This is a genomic window from Streptomyces xingningensis (assembly GCF_054957865.1).
In genome coordinates this window covers 53,654-74,378 of sequence record NZ_JBDJPF010000012.1, presented here as the reverse complement: position 1 = coordinate 74,378, position 20,725 = coordinate 53,654, and the positions used below count along the sequence as shown (strand labels likewise).

The 20,725-nt window shown below is 70.0% G+C and carries 24 protein-coding genes and 1 tRNA gene; 10 read left to right on the top strand and 15 right to left on the bottom strand.

Annotated elements, in window-relative coordinates:
- Positions 1-136: 136 nt before the first annotated feature.
- From ABCR83_RS09220 to ABCR83_RS09190, 7 genes are all read left to right on the top strand, one after another.
- Positions 137-388: a hypothetical protein gene (locus tag ABCR83_RS09220; RefSeq protein WP_462694373.1), complete on the top strand. Its 252-nt coding sequence runs from the start codon at positions 137-139 to the stop codon at positions 386-388.
- 18 nt (positions 389-406) lie between these two features.
- The gene (locus tag ABCR83_RS09215; RefSeq protein ID WP_462694372.1) at positions 407-601 is read left to right on the top strand and encodes a hypothetical protein; all 195 of its coding nucleotides are present in this window, start codon (positions 407-409) and stop codon (positions 599-601) included.
- A gap of 14 nt (positions 602-615) precedes the next feature.
- Entirely contained in the window at positions 616-852 is a 237-nt protein-coding gene (locus tag ABCR83_RS09210; protein WP_462694371.1) for a hypothetical protein, read from the top strand.
- A gap of 92 nt (positions 853-944) precedes the next feature.
- Positions 945-1,589: a hypothetical protein gene (locus tag ABCR83_RS09205; RefSeq protein ID WP_462694370.1), complete on the top strand. Its 645-nt coding sequence runs from the start codon at positions 945-947 to the stop codon at positions 1,587-1,589.
- An 87-nt stretch (positions 1,590-1,676) separates the two neighbouring features.
- The gene (locus ABCR83_RS09200) at positions 1,677-3,623 is read left to right on the top strand and encodes a YfjI family protein (protein WP_462694369.1); all 1,947 of its coding nucleotides are present in this window, start codon (positions 1,677-1,679) and stop codon (positions 3,621-3,623) included.
- 333 nt (positions 3,624-3,956) lie between these two features.
- Entirely contained in the window at positions 3,957-4,166 is a 210-nt protein-coding gene (locus tag ABCR83_RS09195) for a helix-turn-helix transcriptional regulator (RefSeq protein ID WP_462694368.1), read from the top strand.
- The gene (locus ABCR83_RS09190; RefSeq protein WP_462694367.1) at positions 4,163-5,545 is read left to right on the top strand and encodes a tyrosine-type recombinase/integrase; all 1,383 of its coding nucleotides are present in this window, start codon (positions 4,163-4,165) and stop codon (positions 5,543-5,545) included. Before ABCR83_RS09195 ends, ABCR83_RS09190 begins: the two co-directional genes overlap by 4 nt.
- A gap of 175 nt (positions 5,546-5,720) precedes the next feature.
- On the opposite strand, the gene ABCR83_RS09185 is transcribed toward ABCR83_RS09190, so the two are convergent.
- Positions 5,721-5,802 (bottom strand) — tRNA-Tyr (locus tag ABCR83_RS09185).
- 213 nt (positions 5,803-6,015) lie between these two features.
- Between ABCR83_RS09185 and ABCR83_RS09180 the strand changes: the two genes are divergently transcribed.
- Entirely contained in the window at positions 6,016-6,504 is a 489-nt protein-coding gene (locus ABCR83_RS09180; protein ID WP_462694366.1) for a YajQ family cyclic di-GMP-binding protein, read from the top strand.
- Positions 6,505-6,591: 87 nt separating this feature from the next.
- On the opposite strand, the gene ABCR83_RS09175 is transcribed toward ABCR83_RS09180, so the two are convergent.
- From ABCR83_RS09175 to ABCR83_RS09165, 3 genes are all read right to left on the bottom strand, one after another.
- The gene (locus ABCR83_RS09175) at positions 6,592-7,056 is read right to left on the bottom strand and encodes a DUF3574 domain-containing protein (protein ID WP_462694365.1); all 465 of its coding nucleotides are present in this window, start codon (positions 7,054-7,056) and stop codon (positions 6,592-6,594) included.
- Between the two features lie 123 nt (positions 7,057-7,179).
- Positions 7,180-7,578 (bottom strand): YccF domain-containing protein, encoded by a 399-nt coding sequence (locus ABCR83_RS09170; RefSeq protein WP_462694364.1) that lies wholly within the window; start codon positions 7,576-7,578, stop codon positions 7,180-7,182.
- 88 nt (positions 7,579-7,666) lie between these two features.
- On the bottom strand, positions 7,667-8,413 hold the full coding sequence (locus ABCR83_RS09165) for a GNAT family N-acetyltransferase (RefSeq protein ID WP_462694363.1): 747 nt from the start codon (positions 8,411-8,413) through the stop codon (positions 7,667-7,669).
- 117 nt (positions 8,414-8,530) lie between these two features.
- Between ABCR83_RS09165 and ABCR83_RS09160 the strand changes: the two genes are divergently transcribed.
- Positions 8,531-8,740, top strand: a complete 210-nt coding sequence (locus tag ABCR83_RS09160; protein ID WP_462694362.1) for a hypothetical protein — start codon at positions 8,531-8,533, stop codon at positions 8,738-8,740.
- Here ABCR83_RS09160 and htpX read toward each other — a convergent pair.
- The 11 genes from htpX to ABCR83_RS09105 all read right to left on the bottom strand — a co-directional run bounded on the left by htpX (position 8,737) and on the right by ABCR83_RS09105 (position 19,220).
- Positions 8,737-9,615: a zinc metalloprotease HtpX gene (htpX, locus tag ABCR83_RS09155; RefSeq protein WP_462694361.1), complete on the bottom strand. Its 879-nt coding sequence runs from the start codon at positions 9,613-9,615 to the stop codon at positions 8,737-8,739. The genes ABCR83_RS09160 and htpX overlap by 4 nt on opposite strands.
- Positions 9,616-9,758: 143 nt before the next feature.
- On the bottom strand, positions 9,759-11,315 hold the full coding sequence (locus tag ABCR83_RS09150) for an NADH-quinone oxidoreductase subunit N (protein ID WP_462694360.1): 1,557 nt from the start codon (positions 11,313-11,315) through the stop codon (positions 9,759-9,761).
- Complete coding sequence (locus tag ABCR83_RS09145) at positions 11,315-12,874, bottom strand: complex I subunit 4 family protein (RefSeq protein WP_462694419.1); 1,560 nt, start codon at positions 12,872-12,874, stop codon at positions 11,315-11,317. Before ABCR83_RS09145 ends, ABCR83_RS09150 begins: the two co-directional genes overlap by 1 nt.
- A gap of 17 nt (positions 12,875-12,891) precedes the next feature.
- Positions 12,892-14,883 (bottom strand): NADH-quinone oxidoreductase subunit 5 family protein, encoded by a 1,992-nt coding sequence (locus tag ABCR83_RS09140; RefSeq protein WP_462694359.1) that lies wholly within the window; start codon positions 14,881-14,883, stop codon positions 12,892-12,894.
- Positions 14,880-15,233, bottom strand: coding sequence for an NADH-quinone oxidoreductase subunit NuoK (gene nuoK, locus ABCR83_RS09135; protein ID WP_462694358.1), 354 nt, complete (start codon positions 15,231-15,233; stop codon positions 14,880-14,882). Before nuoK ends, ABCR83_RS09140 begins: the two co-directional genes overlap by 4 nt.
- Positions 15,233-15,778: an NADH-quinone oxidoreductase subunit J family protein gene (locus tag ABCR83_RS09130; RefSeq protein ID WP_462694357.1), complete on the bottom strand. Its 546-nt coding sequence runs from the start codon at positions 15,776-15,778 to the stop codon at positions 15,233-15,235. Before ABCR83_RS09130 ends, nuoK begins: the two co-directional genes overlap by 1 nt.
- Positions 15,775-16,263: a 4Fe-4S binding protein gene (locus ABCR83_RS09125; protein ID WP_462694418.1), complete on the bottom strand. Its 489-nt coding sequence runs from the start codon at positions 16,261-16,263 to the stop codon at positions 15,775-15,777. The genes ABCR83_RS09130 and ABCR83_RS09125 overlap by 4 nt, the downstream gene beginning before the upstream one ends.
- A gap of 50 nt (positions 16,264-16,313) precedes the next feature.
- Positions 16,314-17,282 carry a complex I subunit 1/NuoH family protein gene (locus ABCR83_RS09120; protein WP_462694356.1) on the bottom strand — a complete coding sequence of 323 codons (969 nt, stop codon included), beginning with the start codon at positions 17,280-17,282 and terminating at the stop codon, positions 16,314-16,316.
- The gene (locus ABCR83_RS09115; RefSeq protein WP_462694355.1) at positions 17,279-18,262 is read right to left on the bottom strand and encodes an NADH-quinone oxidoreductase subunit C; all 984 of its coding nucleotides are present in this window, start codon (positions 18,260-18,262) and stop codon (positions 17,279-17,281) included. The genes ABCR83_RS09120 and ABCR83_RS09115 overlap by 4 nt, the downstream gene beginning before the upstream one ends.
- On the bottom strand, positions 18,259-18,849 hold the full coding sequence (locus tag ABCR83_RS09110; RefSeq protein WP_462694354.1) for an NADH-quinone oxidoreductase subunit B: 591 nt from the start codon (positions 18,847-18,849) through the stop codon (positions 18,259-18,261). Before ABCR83_RS09110 ends, ABCR83_RS09115 begins: the two co-directional genes overlap by 4 nt.
- Complete coding sequence (locus ABCR83_RS09105; RefSeq protein WP_462694353.1) at positions 18,819-19,220, bottom strand: NADH-quinone oxidoreductase subunit A; 402 nt, start codon at positions 19,218-19,220, stop codon at positions 18,819-18,821. The genes ABCR83_RS09110 and ABCR83_RS09105 overlap by 31 nt, the downstream gene beginning before the upstream one ends.
- A 205-nt stretch (positions 19,221-19,425) precedes the next feature.
- Between ABCR83_RS09105 and ABCR83_RS09100 the strand changes: the two genes are divergently transcribed.
- A complete protein-coding gene (locus tag ABCR83_RS09100) occupies positions 19,426-20,688 on the top strand; it encodes a sensor histidine kinase (RefSeq protein WP_462694417.1) in 1,263 nt (420 codons plus the stop codon).
- Positions 20,689-20,725 lie beyond the last annotated feature (37 nt).

The window sequence follows — 20,725 nt, the reverse complement described above, 5'->3', positions numbered from 1 at the left end:
CCCGGGGCGCTAACGATAGCAGGACACGCCGCTAACGTTAGCGGCCCCGATAGCGGCCCGTACCTCATCTGATCAGGCCGTTAGCGGATAGCGGCCGACTTGCGGAAATCGTGAAATCCCGCCCTGGAGGCCCCTGATGACCCCTGCCCTGGTCGCTAACGCACTTCTCCTGCTCATCACTCTCGGTTACGCGGCACTGTGTGCGTCCAGCCCGTTCGGCAACTGCCGCAAGTGCCGCGGCCTCGGCTTCCAGATGCTCACAGACCGGAAGAGCCGCCCCAAGCGCGGCAAGCACTGCCGCCGCTGCGACGGCACAAGCAAGCGCATACGCGTCGGCCGTCATCTCTACAACATCGCCGCCCGCCTCCACCGCGACGGCACCCGCTGACCCAGAACGGAGCATCCAGTGAGTCTCACTTTCTCCGCCGTCTTCCTGCTGGGCCTGGCGACGTACTTCCTCCTTCGCTCTCGCGCCGTTGGTGGCGGTTCTGCCCTGGTGCTCTTTCTGCTCGGCTTCTTCACTGCGGGGACCGGCGCCTACGGCCCCATCCACAACCTGTGCCTCTCCGCAGCCACTGCCCTGGCCAACCTCCACCCCTGAAAGAGGACTTCACGATGCACGAGCAGACCACCACTCCACCGCGGATTTCGCTCATGGCCGCCGCCGAACTCCGCGACGTTCTCACCGCCCTTGAACGCGGCAAGGGGCCCGTTGCCATCGCCGCATTGATGGCCATAGACCCCGAGTCCTGGCAGGCAATCGAGCAGCGCCTTGCCGCGGTCGGCGGTGATCTCCGCAGCCTGCTCCAGGCCGCCAGCGAAGGCGACGTTGCCGAGCATGCCCTGCACTGACGACTCCCCGTACAGCCTCAACTCCCACCGTGGAGGTGAGGCCGTGCGGAGGGTCGGACAGCCCGACCTGCTCCCTCATGGAGGACCAATCCATGCCCCAACCTGCCGCTGCCTGGTTTCACGACCTGACCGCCAGCGTGTTTGCCCTCGGCACCGCGGCCCGGGAGTACCAGGCGGCCAACCAAACTGCCAGGAATGCCGCTTGGCACGCTGAGCCCATGCGCCTGGCCCTGGTGGACGGCACGCTGAACGTCCCTGGAGCGTTCGACTTCCGGCCCCACGATGATGCCGTATGCCGACTCGCCGAGGCATACGCGGAACTGGACAACTGCACCAGGGAGTTGTACGAGAACACCGCTCTCGCCTACGCGTACGGCACTGCTGCAGTGCTGCGAGGCCTCTCCATCGGCGAACGTCCACATCAGATCGAGTTGGACCGCCATGAAGGGCGGTACGTATGGCCCGACGCGCTGTTGCCGGATCTCCGCGAAGTCCTTGGGGACTGGACAGGAAACCGACGGCTCGCCGAACTCCGGCAGAAGGTGCTCACCCGCGAGTGTGCTCACGACATCGTCAATGACCTCAGCGAGGGCGAAGCGCTGACGGATTGCGAAGTCGGGGAGTTCTGCAGGGCTTCCGAATTTTCGTCGGGGCTTGCGGACGCTGCCTTTGCCTACGGCGAACAAGCCGAGAGCGCCCTCCACTGGTTGCTGCTCGCTGGGAAGCGGCGCCTCTGAATACGCCCGGGGCAGCGGTCGACGGGTCAAAGACGTCCGCCGCCCCGGTCCTCCCATCCCATCCAAGACACAGGAGGTGCCACCAGCATGCCATCCGGCCCCACCCCTGAGCACTACGGCATGGACACCGTGCCCCCACACGACGTGGATGCCGAACAGGCCGTCGTCGGCGCCATGATGCTCGCCCCGGACATCATCGCCGGAGTGAGCCAGGTCATGGACCCCGCCGACCACTACCGCCCGGCTCACGAGACGATTCATCGCACCATCCTCGACCTGCGCGCTTATGGTCGTCCCGTCGATCCGATCACCCTCGGCCACCACCTCGACCAGATCGGAAACCTCACCCGGGTTGGTGGCAGGGCTTATCTCCACACACTGGTGGCTGCTGTGCCCACCACGGCCAACGCCGTCTACTACGCAGAGATCGTGCACGGCCTGGCCCGCCGACGCCGAAGCATCGAAGCCGGTAACCGGATCATCCAGGCCGGTATGGCACCGGACTCCACCGAGGAAGACATCCGCGAAGCCCTCGCCGTGGGTGCCCGGACCCTGCCCGAGGCATGGGCACCGCCCGTACCGCTGGACCGCCCGCCCGCACCTCTGTCGTTTCCCACTCACGCCCTGCCCGCCTGGCTCGGCGACTTCACCGCCGCCTTGGCTGAGGAGACTCAGACCCCCACTGACCTCGCTGGAGTCCTGGCCTTGCCCGTGCTGGCGACAGCTGCCGGCGGCCGCGTCGTGGTCCACGTGCGGGGCCGCTGGCATGAGCCGACCAACCTGTTCGCAGTGGTGGCACTGCCCCCGGGCAACCGGAAGAGCGCGGTGTTCGCAGCCATGACCGCACCACTGCGCGACGCGGAAAGACTGCTGTCCGAGCAGGCGGCACCACGCATCGTCGAGGCGGGGCTCACCGCCAAGATGGCCAACGAAGCTGCCGATAAAGCCGCAGCCAAGGCCGCGAAAGCCGATGGCCCGGCCCGTGATGGGCTGATTGCCGAAGCCCTCTCCCTGGCCCAGGTCGCAGCCAGCTTGGAAACCCCGAACGAACCACGCTTGTTGGCGGATGACTCGACCCCGGAGACGGTCACCTCGCTCATGTGCGAGCAGGGCGGGCGGCTGGCCGTCATGTCCGCCGAGGGCGGCATCTTCGACATCATCGCCGGACGCTACTCCGGCACCCCCAACATGGAGGTCTTCCTCAAAGGCCACGCCGGGGACTGGCTACGCGTGGACCGGCGCACCCGCTCCGAGAACATCGAAAATCCCGCGCTCACCATGGGACTTGCCGTACAGCCCGACGTCCTCAAGGACATCGGCAAAAACCGCGGGTTCGACGGCCGCGGCCTGCTCGCCCGCTTCTTGTACTCGCTGCCCCCATCCCTGGTCGGCTACCGCGACATCAACCCCGACCCAGTACCCGAACCCCTCGGCGCACGCTACGAGCGCAACATCACCACCCTGACACTGAGTCTGGCCGACCAGATCAACCCCGCCGTCCTCCAGCTGACCCCCGAAGCCAACCAAGCCCTTATCGCCTACGAGCAGCACATCGAGCCCCAATTGCGCGCACGCGGCGGCAGGCTCGGACACATCGGCAAATGGGCCAGCAAACTCATTGGCGCCACCGCCCGCATCGCCGGACTCCTCCACCTGGCCGACCACCTTGAAGACGGCTACGGCAAGCCCATCAGCGAAACCACCATGGCCAACGCCATCGACCTGGGCGACTACTTCACCCACCACGCCTTGGCCGTCTTCGACCTCATGGGCGCTGACGCCACTCTCGCCCACGCCCGTTCCCTCCTGGACACCCTCCGGGCCAAAGCATGGGAAGACATCTCCCGCCGCGATCTGTTCGCCGCGCTCTCGCGCTCTGAGTTCCCCACCGTCGCCGCCTTGGAGCCCGCCGTCGCGCTCCTCGAGGAACACGGCTACCTCCGCAGCCAGACACCACCCCGTACCGGCAAACGCGGACGCCCACCCGCCCCGCGCTACCTCATCCACCCACAGGTGCGGGACGGAGAGGCGTGACCCGCTCACATGCCAAAGATCCGTTCCGCAGAATCCACAGAATCCGCGAAACCTCACTTCACTCCAGCTGACCAGCCACGACGCGCGGCCGAGGCGACTTCCGCAGAATTCACGGGAATCTCTGCAGAAACCAGCCCCGGCCTTGAACACAACCCACCGTCCTGCCCGGCGCCGATTTCTGCAGAGATTCCTGTGAATTCTGCGGAAGCCCGGCACGCACCCCAAACCTGCAGGCCAGACCCCCCGCCCCAGGTTTCCGCGGATTCTGTGGATTCTGCGGCGCGCCGTCATCACCCCCGACAGCCCGAGGCCACACCGCGAAGGAGAGGCAACATGCAGTCGTCACCCCGCCGGCGGCCCTCTTCCGCCGACGAATGGTTGCCGCTGACCGTCGTCCTCACCGAGATCGGCATCACCCGCGCCACCTGGTACCGCTGGCGCAATCGCGGCTACGGGCCGGAAGCCCGCCGCCTGCCGAACGGTCACCTCCGGGTCCGTCGGAGCGTCCTGAACGCCTTCCTCAACGACTTGGAGGTCGCGTGACCGAGTGGAGCTACACCGTACGGATCTGGGCGATCCGCAAGCGCGACAGACGCAAGCCATATCAACTCCGCTGGGAAGTCGACCACCGGCCCCACTCGGAGTCCTTCCTCACCATGGGGCTTGCGGACAGCAGGCGGGCCCAACTCGTCACAGCCGCCCGGGCCGGAGAACCGTTTGATGTGGAGAGCGGCCTGCCCAGGTCGATGGTCCGGAAAACGAAGGACATCTCCTGGTTCCAACACGCCAAGAATTACATCGAGATGAAGTGGGATCACTCCCCTGCCACCACCCGCAAGAACCTCGCCGAGGCGATGGCCACGGTTACCGCCGTCTTGGTGAAGGACAAGAAGGGCATGACCGACCCTCGGACCGTACGACGCGCCCTCTACAGCTGGGCTTTCAACGTGAAGACGTGGGAGATGGAACCCCCGCCCGAGGTCGGGGCAGTGCTGAGCTGGTTCGAGCGCAAATCCGTCCCGGTGTCGGCACTTGCGGAGAAGATGCTGGCCCGCAAGGCACTGGACGCGTGCACCAAGCGGCTGGACGGCAAGGTGTCAGCGGGGAGTGTCATAGCCAGGAAGCGGGCGATCTTCCACCAGTCGCTTGCGTACGCCGTCGAAGCCGAGCTGCTGGGCGAAAACCCACTGCATGGCCTCGGCTGGAAGGCTCCGGAGAAGGTCGAGGAGGAGATCGACCCGGAGTGTGTGCCCGACCCCAAGTTGGCCGAACGGCTCCTGCTCGGTGTTCGGGCTCAAGGGGACAGGGGCCGCCACCTGGAGGCGTTCTTCGGCTGCATCCTCTACGCCGGGGCCCGTCCGGGTGAAGTGGTCGGGCTGAAGCGCACTGATTTCCACCTGCCCCACCGGGGGTGGGGGAAGGTGCGGCTGCACGAGAGCCGTCCAAGAGCGGGGCGGCCCTGGACGGATTCGGGTGACGCTCACGACAAGAAGGGGCTCAAGCAACGGTCGCGGAAGACAGTGCGGCCTGTCCCCCTCCCTCCACAGTTCGTCGCCATGCTGCGATGGCACATCACCGTATTCGGGGTGGCCCCCGATGGCCGGCTGTTCCGCACGGCCCGGGGCGGCATGGTGCAGGAGAGCGGCTACGGGGAGGTCTGGGCTCGCGCCCGTGCGGAGGTGCTGACGCCGGAGGAACAGCGCACCAAGCTGGCCAAGCGTCCTTATGACCTTCGTCACACGGCTGTCTCGACCTGGCTCAGCGCGGGGGTGGAACCGCAACTAGTCGCCGCGCGGGCAGGGCATAGCACGGCGGTGCTGTTCCGGGTCTACGCCAAGTTCCTGAAGGGCGGAGACGACACCGCCAACGCGAAGATCGAAGCCCGGCTGAACGAGCACAAGGGAAGTCGCGCCCAAGGGTGACCCTGACCAGGTCACGGCGGCTCTGGAGCCAGGAATCCGGTCCACGCCTGGTCCACGGCTGCTGATAAAGAGCGTGATCGAACGAGGCCAAGCGAGACAGTTCAGCCTGCCGACGGCAACCACGCAAGAGGCCCCTGCCCTGCGTTTCCGCAGTTCAGGGGCTTCTTCATGCGTGTGGCGGCGCCAGGATTCGAACCTGGGTAGGCTAAGCCGACGGATTTACAGTCCGCTCCCATTGGCCACTCGGGCACACCGCCAAGGGTGGTGCTGCCTCGGATTCTCTTTCGAGCCGCTCCGTGGCAACGACGTAAACCATACCCGATGACCAGGGGTGCTTCGCCACTCGATTCGCAGCCCCTCGATCGGGCTCCGGATGACTAGGCTGGCGGGGCGGCCCGCCCCCGACCCCGCACTCGGGGGTCCCCCACGCCGTACCCCTGATGGATCTACGCACGAGGAGCCAACTCAATATGGCCGACTCCAGTTTCGACATCGTCTCGAAGGTCGAGCGGCAGGAGGTCGACAACGCCCTCAACCAGGCCTCGAAGGAAATCGCACAGCGCTATGACTTCAAGAACGTCGGCGCCTCGATCGCCTGGTCCGGCGAGAAGATCGAGATGCGCGCCAACTCCGAGGAGCGGGTCAAGGCGATTCTCGATGTCTTCCAGTCCAAGCTGGTCAAGCGCGGCATTTCGCTGAAGGCCCTGGACACGGGCGAGCCGCAGGCCTCCGGCAAGGAGTACAAGATCTTCGCCTCGATCGAGGAGGGGATCTCCCAGGAGAACGCAAAGAAGGTCGCCAAGATCATCCGCGATGAGGGCCCCAAGGGCGTCAAGGCGCAGGTGCAGGGCGACGAGCTGCGCGTCTCCTCCAAGAGCCGCGACGACCTGCAGGCCGTCCAGGCCCTGCTCAAGGGCAAGGACCTGGACTTCGCGATTCAGTTCGTGAACTACCGCTGAACAAGCGGTTGTCGACAAGGGCGCGCCGGGGGAACTGGCCCCTGCGCGCCCGTTGCCTTTTCCCGCGGACGGTCAGAACGCGAACGGTCAGAAGTCGACGGATGCGGGCTCGTCCGCCCTCAGTACCGACTCCTGGCCGAAGGCGCGCTTGTAGGCGGTGCGGATCGCCTCGATGTCCCGATCGCGCACTCTCGACTCGGACTTCGGGTAGAGGACCGTCAACTCGTAGGAGCGTTCCCGGATGACGACGCCCTTCTGGTTCTTCCACTGCCCCCGGGCGTTCTCGATGGTCAGCCCGTCCGGGAAGCGGGGGGTGATGGTCTTGTCGACGAAGGCGATGAACTGCTTGTCCGTGACGTCCGGTCCGCCGTTGTGGCCGCCGGTGCCGAAGTAGAGGTGGGTGCCGATGTACGGCTTGCCCCGGGTGGCGGCGGCCTGGGCGGACGGAGCGCTGTCGGTGCCGAGGGTGGCGTAGGCGGTGGGCGCCCCCACGGCGAGTACGGCGATCGCGGTCACGGCTGCGGCGCGCAGCCGGGGCTTGGTGCTGAGCACGGTGAACGGTTCCCTTCGGTCGGGCTGCCTGGCACTGCGATGCTGTGCAGGCCCCAACTCTGGCGCGCGTCCGGCCCTTTGGCAGTGATTGACGCAATCTTGACCGAAAGGAGTGAGCCGGAGTTACCAGCGGTACCCGGCGTAGGCGTCGTCCGTCGAGACGATCTCGCGGCCGAGCGGCATCAGCGAGATGGGGATCATCTTGAAGTTCGCGATGCCCAGCGGGATGCCGATGATCGTCAGGCACAGCGCGATGCCCGTGAAGATGTGCCCCAGCGCCAGCCACCAGCCGGCGAGCACGATCCAGATGACGTTCCCGATGCACGACCCCACCCCTGCGTCCCGCCGCTCCACGGTCGTGCGGCCGAACGGCCACAGGGCGTACGAGGCGATGCGGAAGCTGGCGATGCCAAAGGGAATGGTCACGATGAGGACGCAGCAGATGAGACCGGCGATGGCATAGCCGATGGCCATCCAGAGGCCGCAGAGAACCAGCCAGATTACGTTCAGGATCAGCCTCATGTCACTGCCTTTCTCACCACTGAGTGCTGCCCACCAAGACGTCATCACCGCACTTCGGGGTTGCGACGAGGGGCCGCTCTCCGTGGTTTCAGGGTATGAGCACGGCGAGGCGGGTGCCGACGATCCGGAAGCCGAGCCTTTCGTAGAGGCGGCGGGCGGGGTTGGCGTCGGTCACCGTGAGCCCGGCCCCGGTGTGTCCCTGGGCCGCCACGGCGGCGAGCACCCGGCGCAGGAGGCTGCCGCCGAGTCCGGCCCGGCCGGGGTCCGGACGGCGGAAGAGGTCCGCGATCCAGGGCAGGCCGTCGCGGTCGACGACCGTCACCACGGCGACGACCTGGTCGTGCTCGTCCACCGCCAGCGCACTGCAGGGCAGGACCGGGCCGAGGGCCGTGCCCGCCAGCAGGGGTTGCATGAGCTCGCGCAGCAACTCCTCGTCGCTGCCCGGGTAGTGGTCGGGGTGGTCCGGCGGGAAGGCGGCGCGCCAGACCGGGAGCAGTTCGCGGGCCTCGCGGTCGCCGGGGACCATGCGCAGCCCGTCGGGCAGGGGTGCCGAGGCCCACTCGGGCGGGGGCGGGGCGGCGGTCAGGTCCAGGTGCATGGTGTGGGCGTGCCGCATCATCCGGGCGCCGTGCCGGTGCAGTTGGCCGCCCAGCCCCGGAGGGACGGTGATCACCCAGCCGGACATCCCGGCGAGGATGGCCGCTATCGGGTCGGGGCCCACCGGTTCCACGTCACGCGCCCAGGGACGCCCCTGGAGGACGCCCTGGAGATAGGTCAGGACCGGAGTGCCGTCGGGGTCGGTCAGGGTCTGGCGCTGTGTGCCGCTCACCGTCATCCGGGCATTGTGCCCGCCCTCACCCGGTTGGCGTAATGCAGCGCGCCGCGCCCCGGGCCGCACGGCCATGGTGGGCGTGCGGCCACCGTGCGGACGACCCTGGGAGGACCCATGCGGATGGGCACAGCGATAGCGGCGGTCACCCTGACCGGCCTGAGCGCCTTCGGCACCGCCACCGCCCAGGCGGCCGTGCCGGTGGACACCGATGTCTTTGACTGCCTCGACGGCGGGGGGATACCCGACCATCCGGTGAGTGGCGGTGTGCTGACTCCCGTCGTGGGGGACGTCTGCAAGGGCGGCACACACGACGGTCAGGCGATCGGCTAGAGCACGCCTTGGCCCCGGCCGTGACCGGCCATCCGCTCCAGGCGGCCGATGCGTTCGGCCATGGGCGGGTGGGTGGAGAAGAGCTTGGACAGGCCCTCGCCCGGGCGGAACGGATTCGCGATCATCAGATGGCTCGCGGTTTCCAGGCGGGGCTCGGGCGGCAGCGGCAGTTGCCGGGTGCCGGCTTCCAGCTTGCGGAGGGCGGCGGCGAGGGCGAGGGGGTCGCCGGTGAGACGGGCGCCGGAGGCGTCGGCCTCGTACTCGCGGGAGCGGCTGACGGCGAGCTGGATCAGGGAGGCCGCGATGGGGCCCAGCAGCATGATCATGATCATGCCGACCAGGCCGGGGCCCTCGTCATCGTCGGAGCGGCCGAAGGGGATCAGCCAGGCGAAGTTCACCAGGAACATCACCACCGAGGCGAGCGCGCCCGCGACCGACGAGATGAGGATGTCGCGGTTGTAGACATGGCTGAGCTCATGGCCGATGACGCCGCGCAGCTCGCGCTCGTCGAGGAGGCGCAGGATGCCGTCGGTGCAGCAGACGGCGGCATTGCGCGGATTGCGGCCGGTGGCAAAGGCGTTGGGCGCCTCGGTCGGCGAGATGTACAACCGGGGCATCGGCTGGCGGGCGGCGGTGGAGAGCTCACGGACCATGCGGTAGAGCTGTGGGGCCTCGAACTCGCTGACCGGCCGGGCGCGCATCGCGCGCAGGGCGAGCTTGTCGCTGTTCCAGTACGCATAGGCGTTGGTGCCGAGCGCCACCAGGACGGCGACGATCAGGCCCGTACGGCCGAAGACGCTGCCGATGGCGATGATGAGCGCGGACAGCCCCCCGAGGAGCACGGCAGTCCTGAGCCCGTTGTGCCGGCGGTGCACGGTACGCCCTCCAGGTGGTGCGGCAGGGGAACCCTTGAACCAGTGGAACCTTTCGAACTGGTCAACGCCAGACGGGGTCCGCTAGTTCCCTTGTGCACGTGCGCCGGTGGTGCACCATTCGGGTGACCCGCTCTGGGGAAGCCCTACAACAGTGCCCCGGAGGCAAAGCGCAGCACCAGCTGCGGGGCGCCGGAGAGGGCCACACCGGTCGCCGCCGCCAGGCCGATCGCGGCGGCCAGCGGGGCCGGGACGCGCGGCTTCTCCGCCCGGGCTGCTGCTCCGGCTGCTCCGGCTTCCCCGGCCGTTTCTCCGGGCTCTCCGGGCTCTCCGGGCCGGAAGAGGATCGCCGTCCACTGCAGGTAGTAATAGAGCGCGATCGCGACATTGACCGCCATCACGGCCGCCAGCCAGCCCAGCCCCGCGTCGACCGCCGCCGAGAAGACCGTGACCTTGGCGAACAGCCCGATGACGCCCGGCGGCAGCCCGGCCAGGCAGAGCAGGAAGAAGCCCAGGGCGAGGGCGGCGAGCGGGCTGCGGGAGTGCAGGCCGCGGTAGTCGTCGAGGCGGTTGCCGGGGCTGGTGCGGGCGACGAGCGCGGCGACCGCGAAGGCGCCGAGGTTCACCGCGGCGTACATCAGGGCGTACGCCACGGTCGAGCCGATGGTGTGCGCGGGGTCGTCGGTGTACCCGGCGGCCGCGATCGGGACCAGCAGATAGCCCGCCTGGCCGACCGAGGACCAGGCCAGCAGGCGTACCGCGCCCTGCGCGCGGTCCGGGCGCTGGCGCAGCGCGGCGACATTGCCGGCGGTCATGGTGAGCGCGGCCAGCACGGCGAGGGCCGGTCCCCAGACGTCGGCGTACGAGGGGAAGGCAACGACGGTCACCAGGATGAGGCCGGTGAAGCCGACGGCCTTGCCGACGACCGACAGATAGGCGGCGATGGGCAGCGGCGCGCCCACATAGGCGTCGGGCACCCAGAAGTGGAAGGGGACGGCGGCCGTCTTGAAGGCGAAGCCGACGAGGGTGAGGATCACTCCGGTCCGGGCGAGGGCGGCCAGTTGGGGGTCGACGTGGTCGAGGGCCTGGGCCACGTCGGTGAGGTGCAGGGTGCCGGTGGCCGCGTAGACGAAGCTGACGCCGAGCAGGGTGACGGCGGTGGCGGTGACCGAGGAGAGGAAGAACTTGAGCGCCGCCTCGGCGGAGCGGCGTTCGCCGCGCCGCAGGCCGACCAGGGCGAAGGCGGGCAGCGAGGCGACCTCCAACGCCACGACCAGGGTGGCGAGATCGCGGGAGGCGGGCAGCAGGGCGGCGCCGGCGGCGGAGGACAGCAGCAGGAACCAGTATTCGCCGGCCGGGAGTTGGAGCTCCCGGACGGTGTGCAGGGAGAGCAGGCCGGTCAGCAGCGCGCCGCCCAGCACCAGGAACTGGATGACGAGCGCGAAGTGATCGGCGGAGTAGCTGCATGCCTGGGCGCCGGAGGTCAGGCAGAAGGTTTCCCGGTCGCCGCCGAGCAGCGGGAGCAGTGCCAGTCCGGCCAGTACCAGGCCGCCGATGGCGATGGCGCCGAGGAGTCGCTTCCGCTCCGGCGGGAGGAAGAGGTCGGCCACCAGGACGACCAGGGCCGCGAGGGCGGTGACGGTGGGCGGGGCGATGGCGAGCCAGTCGACGGGCTGGACGGCGCTGCCGGCGAGGAGAGCCATCAGTTGCCTCCTCCGAGGAGCTGCTGAACGGCCGGGTCGGTGAGCCCGAGGAGGGCCGCGGGCCAGAGTCCGGCGAGGACGGTGAGGGCGACGAGGGGGGTCCAGGCGGCGAACTCATAGCCGTGGACGTCCACCAGTACCGGTGTGGGCCGCGGCTGTTCCGCTCCATTGCCGCCCATGCAGACCCGGCGGACGACGATCAGCAGATAGGCGGCGGTGAGCAGGGTGCCGAGGCCCGCCAGGGCCATAAAGGTGAGGTAGGCGGGGCGGCTGAGGCCTTCCGCGGGGTGGAAGGAGGCGAACATCGCGAGCATCTCGCCCCAGAATCCGGCCAGTCCGGGCAGGCCCAGCGAGGCGACCGCGCCGAAGGCGAGGAGGCCGCCGAGGCGGGGTGCCCTGCCGTAGAGCGCGGCGCCGGACGGGGCGGCGAGCCGGTCGAGGTCGCTGGTGCCATAGCGGTCCTTGACGGCGCCGGTCAGGAAGAAGAGGAGGCCGGTGATCAGGCCGTGGGCGATGTTGGCGAAGAGCGCGCCATTGACCCCGGTGGGGGTGAGGGTGGCGATGCCCAGCAGGACGAAGCCCATGTGCCCGACGGAGGAGTAGGCGATCAGCCGCTTGAGGTCTCCCTTCGCTCCGGTGCGTGCGAGGGCGAGGCAGACCAGGGAGCCGTAGACGATGCCGACGGCGGCGAAGGCGGCCAGGTAGGGCGCGAAGGTGTGGGCGCCGTCGGGGGTGATGGGCAGCACGATGCGGACGAAGCCATAGGTGCCCATCTTCAGCAGGACGCCCGCCAGCAGCACCGAGCCGACCGTGGGGGCGGCGGTGTGGGCGTCCGGGAGCCAGCTGTGCAGGGGCCACATCGGGGTCTTGACGGCCAGTCCGATGCCGATGGCCAGAACCGCGATGAGCTGGGTGGTGTGGCTCAGTCCGGAGCCGTTGTCAGTGGCGAGTGCCACCATGTCGAAGGTGCCGCCCTTGATGCCGATGAGGAGGAGGCCGAGCAGCATGACGACGGAGCCGAGCACGGTGTAGAGGATGAAGCGCCAGGCGGCGCGCTCCCTGTCCGCGCCGCCCCAGCGGGCGATCAGGAAGTACATCGGGATGAGCACCATCTCGAACGCCAGGAAGAACAGCACCAGATCGAGGACGGCGAAGGTGGCGAGGGTGCCGGACTCGAGGAGCAGCAGCAGCGCCACAAATGCCTTGGGTGACGGGCCGTCGGGCGGTCGGTGGTAGCTGTACAGGGCGCAGAGGAAGGTGAGCAGCGCGGTCAGTACCAGCAGGGGCAGCGAGACGCCGTCCACGCCGAGGTGGATGCGGATGCCGAGGGCGGGGATCCAGCCGATGTCGGTGGTCGCCTGCATCTGTGCCGGGTGATGGTGGTCGAAGCCGGCGGCGAGGGCGATGGCGAGCGCGAGCACGGCGCCTGTGACGGTGACGCCGTGGCGCAGTACGGCCTGGTCGGGGCTGCGGCCCCGCAGGCCGGGCGGGGCCGGGAGCAGGGCGGCGACGGCTCCGAGCAGGGGGACGACGACGATCGCAGCGAGGAGGATCTGCATGACGGTATGACTCACGGTCAGGCTCCGGTGGCTACGAGGACGGCGGCGACGGCCAGGATCACGGAGCCCGCGAACAGGACGCTGAGGTAGGTCTGCACATTGCCGGTCTGGGCGCGGCGGACGGCCGCGCCGAGCAGGCGGGGTGCGGTGCCCGCGCCGCGCACATAGGCGTCGACGACCTCCCGGTCGAGGAAGCGCACCAGGCGGGCGGCGGCGCGCACCGGGCGGACGAACAGGGCGGAGTAGACGGCGTCGAGGTGGAAGCCGACGGCGGCGTGCCGGTGCAGGGGGCCGAGCAGCAGCCGGCCGGGGTCGGCGGGGTCCTGGGCGCCCGCCACGCTGCCGTAGGCGAGCGCATGGGTGACGATGGCCTCTTCCTCGGAGATGGCGGGGGCCAGGCCGGGGTCGGCGGCGACGGCGCCCATGGGGGTACGGGCGGCGAGCGCGCCGGTGCGCCGCCAGGCGGCGAGGACGACGAGCACACCGGCGAGGGCACAGCCGGTGGACAGCAGGGAGGTGGTGAGCCCGGGGGCGAGGGAGCGCCCGTCGAACCAGTGGGGGAGCTGCCAAGTGGCCAGGCCGAGCGCGGCGGTGGGGATGAGCAGCACCCAGAGCACGGCGGTCATGGCGGTGGGTTCCCGGCCGTGGTCGGCGGCCTCGGGGTCCTTGCCGTGGAAGACCATGACCCACAGCCGGGTGGCATAGCCGGCGGTGAGCAGGGCGGTGAGCAGCCCGGCGGCGAGGACGGTCCAGCCGGCCGCGCCGGGGATGCCGTGCGCCTCGCCGTGGGCCGCGTGCTCCGCCGCGCCGAGCACGGCCTCCTTGGAGAAGAAGCCGCTGAACGGCGGGATCGCGGCAAGGGCGAGGAGGGCGACGGTCATCGTCCAGTAGGCGTCGGGGACGCGCTTGGCGAACCCGCCCATCCTGGCCATCGCGGCCAGCGAGTTGGTGCCGGCGGCGTGGATGACCACGCCCGCCCCGAGGAACAGGAGGGCTTTGAACGCGCCATGGGTGATCAGGTGGAAGACGGCCGCACCGCGGTCGCCGACGGCCAGCGCGCCGGTCATATAGCCGAGCTGTCCGACGGTGGAGTAGGCGAGGACGCGCTTGATGTCGTCCTGGGCGAGCGCGGCGAGCGCCGAGCCCACCATGGTGATCGCGGCCATCGCGGCGAGCGCCAGCAGCGCCGTCCTGGAGGCGGCGAACACGGGCAGCAGCCGGGCGACGAAGTAGACACCGGCGGCGACCATGGTCGCGGCGTGGATCAGCGCGGAGACGGGGGTGGGGCCCGCCATCGCATCGGGCAGCCAGGTGTGCAGCGGGAACTGCGCGGACTTTCCGGCGACCCCGGCCAGCAGCAGCAGTGCGATCAGGGTGGGGTGCGCGAGGTCACCGGCGGCGACGGTGCCGAGGATGCCGGTGATGCGGAACGTACCGGTGTCGGCGGCCAGCGCGAAGATGCCGATCAGAAAGGGGACATCGCCCAGCTTGGTGACCAGGAAGGCCTTGAGGGAGGCGGCCCGCGCGGCCTCGGTCTCCCAGTAGTGGCCGACCAGGAAGTACGAGCAGATGCCCATGACCTCCCAGCCGACCAGCAGCACCATCAGGTCGCCGGAGTAGACCACCAGCAGCATCGCGGCGGTGAAGAGGGAGACCAGGGCCGCATAGGAGGGATAGCGGGGGTCGTCGCGCAGATAGGCGGTCGAGTAGAGCTGGACGCAGCCGGCCACGACGGTGACCAGCACCGCGACCAGCACCGCGAACCCGTCGAGGTGCAGGGCGAGGTCGATGGGCACGGACCCGGTCGGGGTGAGCCGGGTGGCGGCGTCCACCGCCTTGCCGCCGCCCTGCTGCCAGGCGACGACCACGGCCAGCACGGCGGCGGCCGCGGTCGGCAGCAGCGCGAGCGGGCGGACGAAACCGGGGGCCCGGCGGCCGGTCAGGATCCCGCCGAGGGCGCCGAGGAACGGCAGCAGCGGCACCAGGGCGGCGGTGGTCGTGGTCGTCATGCGGCGGCCTCCGCCTGCTCCTCGTGGTCGGCGGGTTCGGCCGCATCCTCGTGGAGGTCGCGCAGCCGGTCGATGTCGGCGGTGCCGCGGTTGCGGTGGACGAGCAGCACGATCGCCAGGCCGATGCCGATCTCGGCGGCGGCGATGGCGATGGTGAAGAGGGTGAGCGCCTGGCCGCCGTGCAGCTTGTCGCGCAGCCAGACGTCGAAGGCGACCAGGTTGAGGTTGACGGCGTTGAGCATCAGCTCGACGGACATCAGCACCAGGATCGCGTTGCGCCGCGCGAGGACTCCATACAGCCCGGTGCAGAAGAGGAGGGCGGCCAGGACCGCGGGATAGACGAGATGCATCAGTCCCGGCCTTCCTTCCCCCGCTTGCGGGACAGCACGATCGCCCCGACCAGCGCGGCGAGCAGCAGCACGGACAGCGCCTCGAACGGCAGCACCCAGTACCGGAAGAGCATCTCCCCGGACACCTCGGTGGAGCCCTGCACCGGGCCGCGGAGGTCGATCCAGGTCGTGCGGAAGGCGTCCGCCACGACCCAGACCAGCGCCACGGCCGCGGCACCGGCCACCGCCAGCGCGGGGTAGCGGTTGCCCGAATCCGCGTCCGGGGAGCGGCCGATGGGTGCCCTGGTGAGCATCAGCCCGAAGAGCAGCAGGACGACCACCGAGCCGACATAGATCAGCACCTGCACCCAGGCGATGAACTCGGCCGTCAGCAGCAGGTACTCGACGGCCAGTCCGCCGAGCGCCACCACCAGCCAGAGGGCGGCGTGCACCAGCTGCCTGGTGGTGACGGCCATGACCGCCGCCCCCAGGGTGACGACGCCGACCAGCAGGAAGGCGACCTCGACACCGGTCGGCGAGAGGAATCCATGGGTGGCCGTGGTCATGCCCCGCCCTCCTCGGCCCGCGTGGCTTCCCACTTCTCCGCCGTCTTGCGGGCCGCCGCGACCTCCTTGGGCTCCTCGGCCGCCGGGTCGAGCGCGGGCGGCTCGGGCACGGTCCACATCCACTCGCGCAGCCGGTCGCGCTCATGGGTCAGCTCAAGGATGTCGGTCTCGGCGTACTCGAACTCCGGCGACCAGAACAGCGCATCGAACGGACACACCTCGATACAGATCCCGCAGTACATGCACAGCGCGAAGTCAATGGCGAAGCGGTCCAGCACATTGCGGCTGCGCTCGCGCCCGCCGGGCGCGGCCGGGGGCATCGTCTCCTTGTGGGAGTCGATATAGATGCACCAGTCCGGGCACTCGCGCGCACACAGCATGCACACCGTGCAGTTCTCCTCGAACAGACCGATCACCCCGCGGGTGCGGGGCGCGAGTTCGGGCTGTACGTCCGGGTACTGAGCGGTCTGCGCACGGCGCGTCATCGTACGAAGGGTGACGGCCAGGCCCTTGGCCAGGCCGGAACCGGGGATGCTCACTGGATCACCACCTTGACGACTCCGGTCAGCGCGATCTGCGCGAGCGCGAGCGGAATGAGTACGGTCCAGGCCAGCTTCTGCAGCTGGTCCTCGCGCAGCCGGGGATAGCTGACCCGCAGCCAGATGACGACAAAGGCGAGCACCAGCGTCTTCAGCAGCGTCCACAGCCAGCCGAGCCCGTCGGCCCCGGACGGGCCGTGCCAGCCGCCGAGGAAGAGCACCGTGGTCAGACCGCAGAGCACCACGATGCCCGCGTACTCGGCCAGCAGGAACAGCGCGAACCGCAGGCCCGTGTACTCGGTGTACGCACCGAAGATGATCTCCGAGTCGGCCACCGGCATGTCGAACGGCGGCCGCTGCAGCTCGGCCAGGCCCGCGGTGAAGAACACCAGCCCGCCGACGATCTGCCAGGGCACCCACCACCAGTGGAAGGCGTCCACGATCCCCGGCAGCGAGACCGTACCGGCCGCCATCGCGACGGAGGCCGCCGCGAGCAGCATCGGCAGCTCGTACGCCATCAGCTGTGCGGCGGTCCGCAACCCGCCCAGCAGCGAGAACTTATTGGCCGAGGCCCAGCCCGCCATCAGCGAGCCCAGCACGCCCACGCCCAGCACGGCGAGGACGAAGAAGATGCCCGCGTCGACGGACCGGCCCACGGCATTGCCGGGCCCGACCGGGATGGCGATCAGCACCAGCAGATACGGCAGCAGCGCGACGGCCGGCGCGAGCTGGAAGATCCTCCGGTCCGCATCCGCCGGGACGACATCCTCCTTCTGCGCGAACTTCACACCGTCCGCGACCAGCTGCGCCCAGCCGTGGAACCCACCGGCGTACATGGGACCGAGGCGGCCCTGCATATGGGCCATCACCTTGTGCTCGGTCTGCCCGATGGCCAACGGCAGCACCAGGAACACGGCGAACACGGCCACCAGGCGCAGCACCACGTCGAGGGTGTCGCTGCTCATGCGGGGTCGCCTCCGGCGGGGGTGTCGTGGTCCTCGGGCTCCTGCTCGCCTCCGGCGGTACGGGGCCCTTCGGCTCCCTCCGCGCCCGGCTCCGCCGCATCCGCGGGGGCGTCCGGCTCCGCCGGCTCACCGGCGCCGCCGAAGGCGGGGCGGGCGTGATGCCAGGGGGCGTCACCCGCGCTCCGCGCGCCGTCCGGCGCCCCGGGGGCCGCGCCCTCCGCCCGCTGGCTCGCCGACCCTCCGCCCGCACTGCGCGCCCGGCGCGGCGCCGCCGCGGACTGCTGGCTCGCCGACCCCTCGCCCGCGCTCCGCGCCCGCCGTACCGGACGCTCGCCCCCGGCCGCGGCCCCCGCGGCCCCCGCCGGGCGCGCGCCGCGCGCCGGGCGGGCCGGGGCCGGGGGCAGCTGACCCTTGAGCGGCCCCCATTCGTTCGGGTCCGGGACGCCCGGCGGCAGCATCTGGCGCCGCCTGGGCCCGCCGTGCCCGGCTCCCGCCGCGGGTTCCCCCGGCTCCTTCGCGCCGGGCCACGCCTTCACCACCCGCGCCGCCAGGACGAAGTCCTTGCGCAGCGGGTGGCCCTCGAAGCCCTCGGGCAGCAGCAGCGGCACCAGGTGCGGGTGGCCGGTGAAGTCGATGCCGAACATCTCGTGCGTCTCGCGCTCATGCCATCCCGCCCCGGCGTAGACGCCGGTCGCGGTCGGCAGCGCGGGCGCGTCGTGCGGCACGGTGGTCCGTACCACCAGGCGCCGTACGGCACCCGGCGCCGGGGCGACGACATGGGCGCAGACCCGGAAGCCGGTACCGGGCTCGTCGACGGCGCTCAGCCAGTCGAAGTAGGTGCAGCCGAGGGTGTCGCGGGCCGTTTCGAGCGCGCTGAGCCAGCTGTCCGCGGGCACCTCGACGGTCAGCAGCCGGTACGCCTCCTCGGCGGTGGCGCCCTCGCCGAACAGCTCGGTCACCGGGGCGGGCAGCCAGCTCATCGGGGGCCCTCCCCGGGGGACGGCGGCGGTGTGACCAGGCCGCTGCGGAGCTCCGCGACGGACGGGCCCCCGGCGGAGCCGTACCGCTCCCCCAGCGACTCCTGGGCGATCTTCTCCTGGAGCTTGAGGATGCCCTGCAACAGCGCCTCGGGGCGGGGCGGACAGCCGGGTACGTACACATCCACCGGGATGATCTGGTCGACGCCCTTGGTCACCGAGTAGGAATCCCAGTAGGGGCCGCCGCAGTTTGAACAGGCGCCGAAGGAGATGACGTACTTCGGCTCGGGCATCTGCTCGTACAGCCGCTTGACGGCCGGGGCCATCTTGTCGGTCACCGTGCCCGAGACGATCATGAGGTCCGCCTGGCGGGGGCCGGGCGCGAAGGGGATGACGCCGAGGCGGATGAAATCGTGCCGGGCCATGGAGGCGGCGATGAATTCGATCGCACAGCAAGCGAGGCCGAAGTTGAAGACCCAGAGGCTGTAGCGGCGGCCCCAGTTGAGGATGACCTTCATCGGCTCGGGGGCGAGCCGGGCCAGCGGGCCCAGACTGCGTGTCACGTCCACTCCAGGACGCCCTTCTTCCATGCGTACAACAGGCCCACGGCGAGGAAGCCGAGGAAGACGAACATCTCGACGAGCGTGGCCGGGCCGAAGCCCGGCGCGGCGAAGACCGTGGCCCAGGGGAACAGGAAGACCGAGTCCACGGCAAAGATCACATACAGGAAGGCGTAGACGTAGTAGCGCACCTGGGTGTGTGCCCAGCCCTCGCCGACCGGGTCGACGCCGCACTCATAGGTCAGCAGCTTCTCGGGGGTCGGCACCACCGGCCGCAGCAGCCGCCCGGCGCCGAACGCCACGGCGACGAAGAGGACGCCGATGACGGCGAGCAGCCCCACGACGCCATAGCCGTCGAAATACACGGAGCTGTCCGCGATGCCCGCGGTTGCCTCCGGCACGTCCGGCCCCTCGCTCCCGGTGCGGCTTTTCGTCCGCATTTCGACATTCGACGATCTGTACGCACCGGAGTCTAGGCCCTGCCGCGCCTGGATTGAGCAGCGATGTTCGGCCGCAGGTGGGGTTGTCCCTACCCACCACCCCCGACGGCCCCCATGGTGCGACCCATACCGGGCCAGGCAGGCTGGAGGTATGAACGCCCGCACCATGACCACCCGCACCGCGACCGGCGGGGAGCCGCACGCCACGGCCCCGGACGGCGGCCGGCTGCCGCCCGCCCGGCTCGCCTACGACGCATGGACCTGGCGGGAGATCGCACATCTGCTCCTCAATCTGGTCGAGGGCCTGGCCGGGTTTGTCTTTGTGGTGCTGTGGCTGTTTCCGGGCCTGCTGCTGTCGCTGACCGTGGTGGGCCTGCCGCTGCTGGCGCTGGGGCTGACGGGCACCCGGGTGCTGGGCCGGCTGGCGCGGGCCCGGGCGCGGGCGCTGCTGGGCGTGGATGTGGACGAGCCGAGCCCGCTGTCCAGGAGCGCCCGAAAGCGGGGGTTCCTGGGCTGGCTGTGGGCGGCGCTCAGGGATCCGGTGGCGTGGCGCACCGCGCTGTATGCGGTCGTCCGGCTGCCCTGGGGGGTGCTGACCTTCGGTGTCACCCTGGCTTCCTGCTTCGTCGCCTGGCCGGTGCTGGGGTATCTGGCGCGCGGGCTGACCACGGTGGACCGGGTGATGGTGCGCAGCCTGCTGTGCCCGTCCAGCGAGCTCGAACAGCGGGTGGTCGAGCTGGAGCAGGACCGCGGGGTGGTGGTGGACACCGCCGCCGCCGACCTGCGCCGCATCGAACGCGACCTGCACGACGGCGCCCAAGCCCGCCTGGTCGCCCTCGCCATGGACCTCGGCCTGGCAAAGGAAAAGCTCGAAGAAGACCCCGAGGCGGCCGCGAAGATGGTGGACGAGGCACACGGCGAGGTCAAACTCGCCCTCCAGGAACTCCGCGACCTCGCCCGCGGCATCCACCCCGCCGTCCTCACCGACCGCGGACTCGACGCCGCCCTCTCCTCCCTCGCCGGACGCTGCACCGTCCCCGTCAACGTCCACGTCGACCTCGACACCCGCCCCGCACCCGCCATCGAAGGCATCGCCTACTTCACCGTCTCCGAACTCCTCCAGAACATCAGCAAACACAGCCAGGCCCGTAGGGCCGAGGTGGAGCTGTGGCGGGCCAGGAACCGGCTGCTGATCCAGGTACGGGACGACGGCAAAGGTGGCGCCTCCACCGATTCCGGCAGCGGACTGGCCGGGCTCGCCGAACGGCTGGGCTCGGTCGACGGCCTGTTCCAGGTGGATTCGCCGGCCGGCGGGCCGACGGTCATCACGGCCGAACTGCCCTGGCGGGACCGCCAACCGGAACAGCAGGGAACACAACAGCAGGGAACACAGCGGCAGGAAAAGCAGCAGCAGGCAACGCAGCAGTAGGGATAACCCCACCCCCAGGACACCCACCCACCGCATG

Bases quoted from the DNA above. Each gene is read 5' to 3' on its own strand.
- ABCR83_RS09130 (WP_462694357.1), bottom strand. From the start codon at position 15,778: ATGACCACGGCCACCCATGGATTCCTCTCGCCGACCGGTGTCGAGGTC.
- ABCR83_RS09165 (WP_462694363.1), bottom strand. From the start codon at position 8,413: ATGACGGTGAGCGGCACACAGCGCCAGACCCTGACCGACCCCGACGGC.
- ABCR83_RS09100 (WP_462694417.1), top strand. From the start codon at position 19,426: ATGACCACCCGCACCGCGACCGGCGGGGAGCCGCACGCCACGGCCCCG.
- ABCR83_RS09170 (WP_462694364.1), bottom strand. From the start codon at position 7,578: ATGAGGCTGATCCTGAACGTAATCTGGCTGGTTCTCTGCGGCCTCTGG.
- ABCR83_RS09140 (WP_462694359.1), bottom strand. From the start codon at position 14,883: ATGACGACCACGACCACCGCCGCCCTGGTGCCGCTGCTGCCGTTCCTC.
- ABCR83_RS09195 (WP_462694368.1), top strand. From the start codon at position 3,957: ATGCAGTCGTCACCCCGCCGGCGGCCCTCTTCCGCCGACGAATGGTTG.
- ABCR83_RS09180 (WP_462694366.1), top strand. From the start codon at position 6,016: ATGGCCGACTCCAGTTTCGACATCGTCTCGAAGGTCGAGCGGCAGGAG.
- ABCR83_RS09220 (WP_462694373.1), top strand. From the start codon at position 137: ATGACCCCTGCCCTGGTCGCTAACGCACTTCTCCTGCTCATCACTCTC.
- ABCR83_RS09205 (WP_462694370.1), top strand. From the start codon at position 945: ATGCCCCAACCTGCCGCTGCCTGGTTTCACGACCTGACCGCCAGCGTG.
- ABCR83_RS09200 (WP_462694369.1), top strand. From the start codon at position 1,677: ATGCCATCCGGCCCCACCCCTGAGCACTACGGCATGGACACCGTGCCC.
- ABCR83_RS09210 (WP_462694371.1), top strand. From the start codon at position 616: ATGCACGAGCAGACCACCACTCCACCGCGGATTTCGCTCATGGCCGCC.
- ABCR83_RS09110 (WP_462694354.1), bottom strand. From the start codon at position 18,849: ATGGAAGAAGGGCGTCCTGGAGTGGACGTGACACGCAGTCTGGGCCCG.
- ABCR83_RS09115 (WP_462694355.1), bottom strand. From the start codon at position 18,262: ATGAGCTGGCTGCCCGCCCCGGTGACCGAGCTGTTCGGCGAGGGCGCC.
- ABCR83_RS09145 (WP_462694419.1), bottom strand. From the start codon at position 12,874: ATGCAGATCCTCCTCGCTGCGATCGTCGTCGTCCCCCTGCTCGGAGCC.
- ABCR83_RS09120 (WP_462694356.1), bottom strand. From the start codon at position 17,282: ATGAGCAGCGACACCCTCGACGTGGTGCTGCGCCTGGTGGCCGTGTTC.
- ABCR83_RS09160 (WP_462694362.1), top strand. From the start codon at position 8,531: ATGGGCACAGCGATAGCGGCGGTCACCCTGACCGGCCTGAGCGCCTTC.
- ABCR83_RS09125 (WP_462694418.1), bottom strand. From the start codon at position 16,263: ATGACGCGCCGTGCGCAGACCGCTCAGTACCCGGACGTACAGCCCGAA.
- nuoK (WP_462694358.1), bottom strand. From the start codon at position 15,233: ATGCATCTCGTCTATCCCGCGGTCCTGGCCGCCCTCCTCTTCTGCACC.
- ABCR83_RS09150 (WP_462694360.1), bottom strand. From the start codon at position 11,315: ATGGCTCTCCTCGCCGGCAGCGCCGTCCAGCCCGTCGACTGGCTCGCC.